Here is an 11033-nt window from a genome sequence, read left to right on the forward strand (position 1 = left end):
AGTCAGGGCGTGGCCGCCGGCGGGTTCGAGAAAGCCCACACGTACGAGGCGAGCAGCTTGATCTGCGCCTCGGTCAGGCGCCCTTCCTGCGCTGGCATCACGTTGTGCTTTCCCTCGTTGATCATCTGCACGATGGCCGCCTCGCCGTAGCCATGCAGCCAGATCTTGTCGTTCAGGCGGGGCGCGCCCAGGGCCTCGTTGCCCACGCCGCCGATGCCGTGGCAGGCCGCACAGGCGGTGAACTTCGGCTTGCCCAGCCCAGCCCGCAGCGAGTCGTGCGGCTCGCCCGACAGGCTCAGCACGTAGTTGGCGACGTTCTTCACGTCGTCCGGCGTGCCCACCGCCGCCGCCATGGGCGGCATCGTGCCGACCCGGCCCTTGGTGATGGTCTCGACAATCTTGTCGGGCGCACCGCCGTGCAGCCAGTCCTTGTCCGTGAGGTTCGGAAAGCCCTTGCTGCCGCGCGCGTCGGAGCCATGGCACTGCGCGCAGTTGTTCATGAACAGCCGCTCGCCGATGGCCCTGGCCTGCGGGTCTCGCGCAACCTCTTCCGCCGGCAGGGTCGCATACCTGTCGTACACCGGCGCCAGTTCGCGCGTGGCCCTGGCGACCTCGGTGTCGTACTCGGCGCGCGAGGTCCAGTCGAACTGCCCCTTGAAGCTGCCGAGTCCCGGAAAGATCGCCAGGTACGCCAGGCCGAACGCGATGGTCAGCACGAAGAGGCCCACCCACCACAGCGGCAGCGGGTTGTTGGCCTCGCGCAGATCCTCGTCCCACACGTGGCCCGTGGTGTTGTCCGCGTCGGCCGCTACGCGCTTGCGTGCCGTGAGCCACAACAGCAGCACGCAGCCGGCGATGCTCAGCAGCGAGAGCACCGCGACGTAGTCGGACCAGAAATGACTGATGAAGTCGCTCATCTCGGTTCTCCGTTCAGTCCTGCTCGAAAGGCAGGCGTGCGGCTTCCTCGAAGCCCTTCGCGTTGCGCCGTGCGCAGGCCCACGCGACGATGCCGATGAAGACGATGAAGCAGGCGACGGTGGCGCCGACGCGCAGGGTGGTGATGTCGATCATGTGTTCAGTCCTCGCTACTTGAGCGCCAGGCCCAGCGATTGCAGATAGGCCACGGTGGCCTCCATCTCGGTCTTGCCCTTCACCTCGTCTGAGGCCTTGGCGATCTCCTCGTCGGTGTAGGGCACGCCCACGCTGCGCAGCGCGCGCATGTGGCTGGGCAGTGCATCGGCGTCGATTGCACTCTTCTCCAGCCATGAATAGGCCGGCATGTTCGACTCGGGCACCAGGTCGCGCGGATTGTTCAGGTGGATGCGGTGCCACTCGTCGCTGTACTTTCCGCCCACGCGCTGCAGGTCGGGGCCGGTGCGCTTGCTGCCCCACTGGAACGGATGGTCGTAGACGAATTCGCCGGCCACCGAATAGTGGCCGTAGCGCAGCGTCTCCGAGCGGAAGGGCCGGATCATCTGCGAGTGGCAGTTGTAGCAGCCCTCGCGCAGGTAGACGTCGCGCCCGGCCAGCTGCAGTGGCGTGAGCGGCATCACGCCCTGCACCGCCTCGGTGGTCGACTTCTGGAAGAAGAGCGGCACGATCTCCACCAGGCCGCCCACGGCCACGACGAAGAGGATCAGCACAATCATCAGCAGGTTGTTGGTTTCGACCTTCTCGTGCGTGAAGCCGGTGGTCTTCGGTGTGTTCGGTGTGTTCGGATTCATCGTGCGTCCTCAGGCGTGGGCCATGGCGGCGGGCGGGATCTCGGCGCGCACCGAGCGGCCCGAGATGACAGTCATCCAGACGTTCCAGGCCATCACCAGCATCCCCGAGAGGTACAGCAGCCCGCCCAGCGCCCGCACCACGTAGAACGGGAAGGTCGCCTTCACGCTCTCCACGAAGGTGTAGGTGAGCGTGCCGTCGGGATTGATGGCGCGCCACATCAGGCCCTGCATCACGCCGGCGATCCACATGGCGGCGATGTACAGCACGATGCCGACGGTGGCGATCCAGAAGTGCGCCTCGATGGCCTTCACGCTGTACATGGTGGTGCGGCCGTACATGCGCGGGATCAGGTAGTACAGCGAGCCCATGGTGATGAAGCCCACCCAGCCCAGCGCCCCGGAGTGCACGTGGCCGATGGTCCAGTCGGTGTAGTGGCTCAGGGCGTTGACGGTCTTGATGGACATCATCGGCCCCTCGAAGGTCGACATGCCGTAGAACGACAGCGAGACGATCAGGAAACGCAGGATCGGGTCGGTGCGCAGCTTGTGCCAGGCGCCCGAGAGCGTCATCAGGCCGTTGATCATGCCGCCCCAGCTCGGCGCCAGCAGGATCAGCGAGAACACCATGCCCAGCGACTGCGTCCAGTCGGGCAGCGCGGTGTAGTGCAGGTGGTGCGGACCGGCCCACATGTAGGTGAAGATCAGCGCCCAGAAGTGCACGATCGAGAGCCGGTACGAGTACACCGGACGGCCCGCCTGCTTGGGGATGTAGTAGTACATCATTCCCAGGAAGCCGGCCGTGAGGAAGAAGCCCACCGCGTTGTGGCCGTACCACCACTGCACCATCGCGTCCTGCACGCCCGCGTAGGCCGAGTAGCTCTTCATCCAGCCGGCGGGCACCTCGGCGCTGTTGACGATGTGCAGCAGCGCCACCGCGATGATGAAGGCTCCGAAGAACCAGTTGGCCACGTAGATGTGGCGCACCTTGCGCATGCCGATGGTGCCGAAGAACACGATGGCGTAGGCCACCCAGACCACGGCGATCAGCAGGTCGATGGGCCATTCGAGTTCGGCGTATTCCTTGCCACTGGTGTAGCCCATGGGCAGGCTGATGGCGGCCGCCACGATGACCAGTTGCCAGCCCCAGAACACGAAGGACGCGAGCGCCGGCGCGAACAGCCGGACCTGGCAGGTGCGCTGCACCACGTGAAAGCTGGTGGCCATCAGGGCGCAGCCGCCGAACGCGAAGATCACCGCGTTGGTGTGCAGCGGGCGAAGCCGGCCGTAGCTCAGCCAGGGAATGCCGAGATTGAGCTCGGGCCAGGCCAGCTGCGACGCGATGACCACGCCGACCAGCATGCCGACCACTCCCCAGACCACCGACATGAGCGCGAACTGCCGCACGACGGTGTCGTCGTAGCTGGCCGCGGGTGGGTTCGTTGTTTGCATCGTGATGCCCTCGAATGATTTGCGGGCAGTGTCCCTGCGGGTCCGCCCGGTCGGGTTGATGCAGATCAATCGTTTCGCAGGATGCGGTCGCCTTCGACCTCGATGTCCTCGAACTGGCCGCGCTCGACGGCCCACCAAAGCCCGCCGAGGATGGCGAGCACCAGCACCACGGACAGCGGCACGAGGAGGAAGAGAATGTCCATCAGCCCACCGCCCTCTTCACGTCGGCACCCGGTGCGGCCAGCCGCGCCGCGTTCAGCACCACCACCAGCGAGCTCGCGGCCATACCCAGGCCGGCGAGCCACGCGGGCAGCCAGCCCGCCACCGCCAGCGGTACGCACAGCGCGTTGTAGGCCGCGGCCCAGAACAGGTTCTGCCGCACTACGCGCAGCGTGCGGCGAGCCTGCGCGATGGCCCTTGGCACAGCCGACAGCGCGCCGCCAGGCACCACGAAGTCGGCACGCGAGCGCGACAGCGGAACCGCATCGCCAAAGGCGAACGAGGCGTTGGCGCGCGCCAGGCTCGGGCCATCGTTGAGCCCGTCGCCGACCATGGCCACCTCGCGGCCCGCGGCTTGCAACTGCCAAAGCACTTCGAGCTTGTCTTCGGGCGTGCAGTCGCCCTGCGCCGCGGCAATGCCGGCATGCGCCGCAACGGCGCGCACCGCCGCGTCGCGGTCGCCCGACAGCAGGCGCACCGCGATGCCCTGTTCCTTGAGCGCCGCCACGGCTTCGGCGGCATCGGCGCGCAGTTCCTCCGCCAGGACGAAGCTCGCGAGCCAGCCCTGGTCGTCGCTCATGTGGATCTGCAGAGCATCGACCTGCAATGCGGGCACGTCGCAGAAGGCCGCGGCGCCGAGGCGCAGCGGATGCGCAGTGCGGTCGCTTCCGCTGCTGCGGACAACGTGGGCTTCGATGCCCTGCCCTGCCGTCTCCGCCAGGTGCAGCACCTTCCAGTCGGGCAGCGCGCGGAATTGGGCTTGCCATGCGCTGGCGAGCGCGCGCGCGGCCGGATGCAGCGACTGCGCCCCGAGCGCCGCGCCGATCTCCAGCGCATCGCCGGGCATCAGCCCGCGCCGGCAGTACACGCGCTCCAGCCGCGGCGTGCCGCCGGTGAGCGTGCCGGTCTTGTCGAACACCACCGTGTCGACGGAAGCCAGTGCTTCGAGCGCCTGCAGGTTCGAGGCCAGCACGCCGCCGCGCGCCAGCGCGCCCGCGCTCGCCAGCATGGCGGCCGGCGTGGCCAGCGACAGCGCGCAGGGGCAGGTAACGATCAGCACGGCCACGGCCACCATCAGCGCCCGTCCCGGGTCGATGTGCCACCACACCAGCGCGGCGGCCGCCGCAGCGGCCAGCACAGCCCAGAGGAAGGGCCGCGCCACGCGGTCGGCCAGTTGCGCGAGCCGCGGCTTGCCCAGGGCGGCTCCGTCCATCAGCCGCACGATCTGCGCGAAGCGCGTGCCCTCGCCCACCGACTCGATGCGCACCTGCACCAGGACCCCGAGGTTGTGGCTGCCCGCCAGCACGCGGCTGCCGCACGGACGAGGCACGGGACGAGACTCGCCTGTGAGCAGGGCCTCGTCGGCGCAGGTGTCGCCCTCGATCACCACGCCGTCGGCCGGAAAGGCCTCACCCGGTCGTACGCGCACCACGTCTCCCACGGCAAGGCGCCGCACCGTCACGCGCACCCATCCACCATTGGCCTCCAGGCGCTCCACGCTGTCGGGCAGCCGGTGCATCAGCGCTTCGAGCGCGCCCGCCGTTCGGTTGCGCAGCCGCGCCTCGAGCCAGCGGCCGGTGAGCAGGAAGAAGACGAACATCGTCAGCGAATCGAAATAGACCTCGTGCCCCAGCGGCCCCGCGCGATCGAAGGTTGCCGCGCTGCTGACGGCGAAGGTGATCAGCACGCCGAAGGCCACGGGCAGGTCCATGCCGATGCGGCCGATGCGCAGGTCGCGCCATGCGCTTCGGAAGAAGGGTCCGCAGGAGAAGAGCACCACCGGCAGCGTCAGCACCCAGGAGGCCCAGCGCAGGAGTTGCGCCGCATCGGCGCTCATGTCGCCGGGGCGCGCGATGTAGGCCGGGTAGGCGTACATCATCACCTGCATCATGCACAGGCCCGAGACCAGCCAGCGCCACAGGGCCAGCCGCGATTCGCGCTCGCGCAGGGCACTCGCGGACCGGTCGCCGCCCGGCAGCAGCGCGTAGCCTGCCTTCGCGCAGGCCTCGAACCAGCGGGACGGCCGGGTCACGGCCGGCGACCACACGATGCGCGCGCGCCGGCTCGCCGCGTTGACCTGCACGTCGCTCACGCCGGGCACCTGGCGCAGCGCGGCCTCGACGGTGAAGGCGCAGGCCGCGCAGTGCATGCCCTCGACCACCACCTGTGATTCCCAGCAGCCGTCGGCCGCGTCCAGTGGGCGGCCGAAGCCGGGCCATTCGCCGGGGTCGTCCAGCACCTGCCATGCCTCGTCGACAGGGGAAGGAAGCGATGGGATCGGGGCGTACTGGGGGGCGAGCGCGGCATTCATCGGGCGAGGCTAAGGGCGGTGCCTCGCAAGCCGTTTGATCTGCGTCAAGCCCGCCGGCCCGGGTGTGCCTAACCTCGGCAGCACGCCTCCCGGAGATTCCCATGTTCAAACGCATCCTCGTCGCCACCGACGGGTCCGCTCTTTCCAGGAAGGCCGTCAAGAGCGCGATCGCGCTGGCGGCCCAGAACGACGCGGACCTGGTCGCGCTGACCGTCGTTCCCCGCTATCCGAAGAGTTTCTTCGAGGGGTCGATGTCGTTCTCGGCCGAAGACATTGGCCGCATCGAGAAGCAGTGGGCGGACAAGGCGCAGGCGACGCTCGACGCCGTTCGCGACCGGGCGCTGGCACAGGGCGTGCGCATCAGGACGGCCCAGGCCAGCTCCGACCTCGTCGCCGAATCGATCATCGCGGCCGCGAAGAAGAACAGGAGCGATCTCATCGTGATGGCGTCGCACGGGCGCAAGGGCATCAGGCGCCTCTTGCTGGGAAGTGAAACCCAGCAAGTCCTGACGCGCTCGCTGCTGCCGGTGCTGGTGTTGCGGTAGCAGGCCCCGTGCCGATCGGCGAGGAGCCGAAAAAAGCCCGGCATGCCGGGCTTTTTCTCGATCGATGCTGCCGCTAGGCGGCCCGCCGAATCCGCCGATGCGCAGGGGCGATGCTCGCGCTGCGCTGCGGCGAGAAGGTCCAGTTCTTGTTCTTCCGAACCACGGAAGCGACTCCGGCTTCGTCCGCGTCCACGAGGATCGTGCCCGGCAGCCGGTCCACCACCTTGGCGGCCTTGAGCGCGGATCAGGACGTGGCCACGTAGTCCGGATATTGCCGGCAGATCTCGTCCACCGCGCTGAGCGTGCCCGACAGGTGCCGGCGCAATGCCGCTTGCGCCGCCGCCGGGTCCCTTGCCTCGATGCCGCGCACGATGGCGCGGTGGTCGCGCAGGATCGCCTCGGTCTTGCCGGCGGTGGGCAGGTGCAGGCGGCGCAGCCTGTCGACGTGGCCCGAGACACGCCCTACCAGTTCCCACAGGCTGGCGACGCCGCCGGCCTCGTACATCAGGTGATGGAAGGCGCGGTCGGCGCCGACGAAATCGCCATAGCGCTGTGCCGTCGACAACGCCGCCTGCTGCGCGATGACGGCCTTCATCTGCTCGACCAGCCCCGCCGGCGGCTCCAGCGCGAGCTGGTGCACCAGCTCCAGCTCGATCGAGCGGCGCAGGAAATGCGCCTCCCGGGCCGCCGCGATGTCGATGCGGCTGACCAGCGTGGCGTGCTGCGGGAACACGTCCACCAGCCCTTCCTCGTTGAGCCGCAGCAGCGCTTCGCGCACCGGGGTCTGGCTCACGCCGAAGCGGTCGGCCAGTTCCTGCCGCGCCAGCACGGTACCCGGCACCAGGTCCAGCGAGAGGATGGCGTCGCGCAGCTTCTCCGTCACCTGCGGCGCGGCGAGGCGGGTGCGGTCGAGTCGAAATTTGGGAAGTGCACTCATCGGGCCGGATTGTGGCATTGACGTACTAATATATTAGTGTTTTAATCCCGCCGACCTTGCCCAGCCGCGCCTTGCGCCCACAGAGACAACCCCCATGAAACGCCACTACGAATCCCTGCGCAGCGCACGCTGGTTCGCACCCGACGACTTCCGTTCCTTCGGCCACCGCTCGCGCGTGCTGCAGATGGGCTACAGCCACGCCGACTGGATGGGCAAGCCGCTCATCGCCATCGTCAACACCTGGAGCGATGCCAACCAGTGCCACTCGCACTTCAAGCAGCGGGTGGAGGACGTCAAGCGCGGCATCCTGCAGGCCGGTGGCTTCCCGCTCGAGCTGCCGGCTATCTCGCTGTCGGAAAGCATGGTCAAGCCCACCACCATGCTCTATCGCAACTTCCTGGCCATGGAAACGGAAGAGCTGCTGCGCAGCCACCCGGTGGACGGCGCGGTGCTGATGGGCGGCTGCGACAAGACCACGCCCGGCCTCACGATGGGCGCGATCAGCATGGGCATTCCCTTCATCTACCTGCCCGCCGGCCCCATGCTGCGCGGCAACTGGAAGGGCAAGGTGCTGGGCTCGGGCTCCGACGCCTTCAAGTACTGGGACGAGCGCCGCGCCGGCCGGCTGAGCGACCAGGCCTGGGCGGAGATGGAAGCAGGCATCGCGCGCAGCCACGGCACCTGCATGACCATGGGCACCGCGGCCACCATGATGGGCATCGCCGAGGCCGTCGGACTGACCCTGCCGGGCGCCTCCAGCATTCCCGCGGCCGACGCCAACCACATCCGCATGAGCGCCGACTGCGGCCGCCGCATCGTCGACATGGTGTGGGAAGACTGGACGCCCGCGAAGATGCTCACGCGCGCCAGCTTCGAGAACGGCATCGCCTGCGCGATGGCCATGGGCTGCAGCACCAACGCCATCGTCCACCTGATCGCGATGTCGCGCCGCGCCGGCCATGCAGTGAGCCTGGACGCCTTCGACGACTTCAGCCGCCGCGTGCCCGTCATCGCCAACATCCGCCCCAGCGGCGACGCCTACCTGATGGAAGACTTCTTCTACGCCGGCGGCCTGCCGGCGATGCTGGAGCGCATCCGCGGCCACCTGAAGACCGAGGCGCTGACGGTCAACGGCCGCACCCTCGGCGAGAACATCACGGGCGCCGAGGTCTACAACGACGACGTCATCCGGCCGCTCGCCAACCCCATCTACGCCGAAGGCGCGCTGGCCGTGCTGCGCGGCAACCTCGCGCCCGACGGCGTCGTGATCAAGCCCAGCGCCTGCGCGCCGCACCTGCTGCGGCACACCGGCCGCGCACTGGTGTTCGACGACTATCCGTCGCTCAAGAAGGCGGTCGACGACCCCGAACTCGACGTGACGGCCGACGACATCCTGGTGCTGCGCAATGCCGGCCCGCGTGGCGCCGGCATGCCCGAGTGGGGCATGCTGCCGATTCCCACCAAGCTGCTCAGGCAGGGCGTGACAGACATGCTGCGCCTGTCCGACGCACGCATGAGCGGCACCAGCTACGGCGGCTGCCTGCTGCACTGCTCGCCCGAGGCGGCCATCGGCGGCCCGCTGGCACTGGTGAAGACCGGCGACCGCATCACCGTGGATGTGCCCGCACGGCGCATCCACCTCGACGTCGACGACGCGGAACTGGCTCGCCGCAGGGCCGCATGGACGCCGCCGCCGCCGCGCTACGAGCGCGGCTACGGCTGGATGTTCGGCCGCCACATCAAGCAGGCCAACGAAGGCTGCGACTTCGACTTCCTCGAAACCGGCTTCGGCAAGCCGGTGCCCGAGCCCGACATCTTCTGATCCGACTGCCCTCCCCCTTTTTTAATTTCGAGAACGGAGACAACACGTGAATCCCGCCACCCGCGACCTGCTCATGAAGGTGAGCACCGCCACCCTGTGCACCGCCCTGTTCAAGCGCGGCCTGCGCAACCAGTTCATCCAGGAGGTGCGACCGCTCGACGCCGGCTTGCCGAACATGGTGGGCGAAGCCTTCACGCTGCGCTACATGCCGGCGCGCGAAGACCTGAACCAGATCAGCGTTTTTCTCGACCGCGACCATCCGCAGCGCAAGGCGGTGGAGCAATGCCCCGAAGGCGCCGTGCTGGTGATCGACAGCCGAAAAGATGCGCGTGCCGCATCGGCCGGCGGCATTCTGGTCACGCGGCTGATGAAGCGTGGCGTGGCCGGCGTGGTCACGGACGGGGGCTTCCGCGACAGCCCCGACATTGCCAAGCTGGGCTTCCCGGCCTACCACCGCCGCCCGAGCGCGCCGACCAACCTCACGCTGCACCAGGCCATCGACATCAACGTGCCCATCGGCTGCGGCGACGCGCCGGTGTTCCCCGGCGACGTGATCGTGGGCGACGCGGAGGGCGTGATCGTCATTCCGGCCCACATGGCCGACGAGATCGCCGCCGAAGCGACCGAGATGACCGCCTTCGAGGACTTCGTGCAGGAAAAGGTGCTCGAAGGCCGCTCCATCCTCGGCCTGTATCCGCCCACCGAGGAACAAAGCCGCACCGACTTCGCGTCCTGGCGCAGCGCCCGCGGCCGCTGAAGCCCTTTCTCTTTCCCCAATTCCCGAGGAGACAAATCCATGAAATTCATCCGTGGCGCCGCGGCGCTGTTCCTGGCTGCGCTCGCCCCCGTGGCCACCTGGGCCCAGGCCTCCGATTGGCCGGCCGCCAAGCCGATCGTCTACGTCGTGCCCTTCACCGCCGGCGGATCCACCGATATCGTGGCGCGCACGCTGGCCCAGAAGCTGGGCGACAGCCTCAAGCAGTCGGTGGTGGTCGACAACAAGCCCGGCCAGGCCGGCGGCATCGGCGCGGCCTATGTCGCCAAGGCCAAGCCCGACGGCTACACGCTGCTTGGCGGCACCATCAGCACGCACGCCATCAACGCGAGCCTGTACAAGAACCTGCCCTACGACCCAATGAAGGACTTCGAGCCCGTCTCGCTGGTCGCGCGCCTGCCCAACGTGCTGATCGTCAACAGCCAGCTCGGCGTGAACTCGGTGGCCGAACTGGTGGCACTGCTGAAGAAAGACGAGAGCAAGCGCACCTTTGCCTCTTCCGGCGCCGGCACCTCCACCCACCTGGCCGGCGAGATGTTCGGCGACCTCATCGGCGTGAAGCTCACCCACGTGCCGTACAAGGGCACGCCGCCGGCCATGACCGACGTGGCCGCTGGGCTGGTGCCCTTCATGTTCGACCAGGTGACGGCCGCACTGCCGCTGGTGAAGAGCGGCAAGCTCAAGCTGCTGGCCGTGACCACGGGCAAGCGCATCGCCCTGACGCCCGAGCTGCCGACCATGATCGAATCGGGCATTCCCGGCTTCGAGATGTCGTCGTGGCAGGCCGTGTACGCACCCAAGGGCACGCCCAAGCCGATCGTCCAGCGCCTGAATGCCGAAATCGTCAAGGCGCTCAAGCAGCCCGATGTGCAGGCCCGGCTCTCGGACCAGTTGGCGATGGAGATCGTGGGAAGTACGCCGGAAGAACTGCGTGATCACATGGCCAGGGAGATTCCGCGCTGGGCCGCACTGGTGAAGAAATCGGGCGCCGTGGCCGACTGACAGCCCCCTTCCCTCCCCCTCGCGGCGGCCTGCAGCCATGAGCGGGTAGCGCGCGCGGCACTCGCGCACGCCGAGCTGGGCGGGCTCACGCTGGGTACCCGGTTGTGCGCGTAGTCCTCGCTCCGGGCGACGGTTGGCCTGCGCTCACGCAGGTAGTCCGGGTCCTACGGTGTGCCCATCGCCGTCGAACTGGACTTTGCCACCTCTCAGGGCCACTATCAGTCCGTGGCAAGGAGAAGCAAGTTGCAA

11 protein-coding genes are annotated in these 11033 nt (G+C 68.3%); 4 read left to right on the top strand and 7 right to left on the bottom strand.

Annotated elements, in window-relative coordinates; translation table 11 throughout:
* Positions 1-2: 2 nt before the first annotated feature.
* The 6 genes from ccoP to AC1DFC_RS08635 form a co-directional block, all read right to left on the bottom strand.
* Positions 3-917: a cytochrome-c oxidase, cbb3-type subunit III gene (ccoP, locus tag AC1DFC_RS08610; protein WP_478178977.1), complete on the bottom strand. Its 915-nt coding sequence runs from the start codon at positions 915-917 to the stop codon at positions 3-5.
* Between the two features lie 13 nt (positions 918-930).
* A complete protein-coding gene (locus tag AC1DFC_RS08615; protein WP_007832039.1) occupies positions 931-1071 on the bottom strand; it encodes a cbb3-type cytochrome oxidase subunit 3 in 141 nt (46 codons plus the stop codon).
* Positions 1072-1085: 14 nt separating this feature from the next.
* A complete protein-coding gene (ccoO, locus tag AC1DFC_RS08620; protein WP_007832040.1) occupies positions 1086-1724 on the bottom strand; it encodes a cytochrome-c oxidase, cbb3-type subunit II in 639 nt (212 codons plus the stop codon).
* A 9-nt stretch (positions 1725-1733) separates the two neighbouring features.
* Positions 1734-3173: a cytochrome-c oxidase, cbb3-type subunit I gene (gene ccoN, locus AC1DFC_RS08625; RefSeq protein WP_007832041.1), complete on the bottom strand. Its 1440-nt coding sequence runs from the start codon at positions 3171-3173 to the stop codon at positions 1734-1736.
* 65 nt (positions 3174-3238) lie between these two features.
* Positions 3239-3376, bottom strand: a complete 138-nt coding sequence (gene ccoS / locus AC1DFC_RS08630) for a cbb3-type cytochrome oxidase assembly protein CcoS (RefSeq protein ID WP_007832042.1) — start codon at positions 3374-3376, stop codon at positions 3239-3241.
* The gene (locus AC1DFC_RS08635) at positions 3376-5703 is read right to left on the bottom strand and encodes a heavy metal translocating P-type ATPase (RefSeq protein ID WP_478178978.1); all 2328 of its coding nucleotides are present in this window, start codon (positions 5701-5703) and stop codon (positions 3376-3378) included. Before AC1DFC_RS08635 ends, ccoS begins: the two co-directional genes overlap by 1 nt.
* Before the next feature lie 101 nt (positions 5704-5804).
* On the opposite strand from AC1DFC_RS08635, the gene AC1DFC_RS08640 reads away from it, so the two are divergent.
* Positions 5805-6248 (top strand): universal stress protein, encoded by a 444-nt coding sequence (locus tag AC1DFC_RS08640; protein WP_413334980.1) that lies wholly within the window; start codon positions 5805-5807, stop codon positions 6246-6248.
* A gap of 244 nt (positions 6249-6492) precedes the next feature.
* On the opposite strand, the gene AC1DFC_RS08645 is transcribed toward AC1DFC_RS08640, so the two are convergent.
* Positions 6493-7185 carry a GntR family transcriptional regulator gene (locus AC1DFC_RS08645; RefSeq protein ID WP_007832047.1) on the bottom strand — a complete coding sequence of 231 codons (693 nt, stop codon included), beginning with the start codon at positions 7183-7185 and terminating at the stop codon, positions 6493-6495.
* Between the two features lie 94 nt (positions 7186-7279).
* Here AC1DFC_RS08645 and araD point away from each other — a divergent pair, with 94 nt between their 5' ends.
* From araD to AC1DFC_RS08660, 3 genes are read left to right on the top strand one after another with little or no spacing between them, the layout of a single operon-like run.
* The gene (gene araD / locus AC1DFC_RS08650; RefSeq protein WP_478178979.1) at positions 7280-9007 is read left to right on the top strand and encodes an L-arabinonate dehydratase; all 1728 of its coding nucleotides are present in this window, start codon (positions 7280-7282) and stop codon (positions 9005-9007) included.
* 46 nt (positions 9008-9053) lie between these two features.
* On the top strand, positions 9054-9764 hold the full coding sequence (locus tag AC1DFC_RS08655; RefSeq protein WP_007832051.1) for a ribonuclease activity regulator RraA: 711 nt from the start codon (positions 9054-9056) through the stop codon (positions 9762-9764).
* Positions 9765-9803: 39 nt separating this feature from the next.
* The gene (locus tag AC1DFC_RS08660; RefSeq protein WP_007832053.1) at positions 9804-10784 is read left to right on the top strand and encodes a Bug family tripartite tricarboxylate transporter substrate binding protein; all 981 of its coding nucleotides are present in this window, start codon (positions 9804-9806) and stop codon (positions 10782-10784) included.
* Positions 10785-11033: the final 249 nt, after the last annotated feature.

This window comes from Variovorax sp. 10L421 (assembly GCF_056395365.1).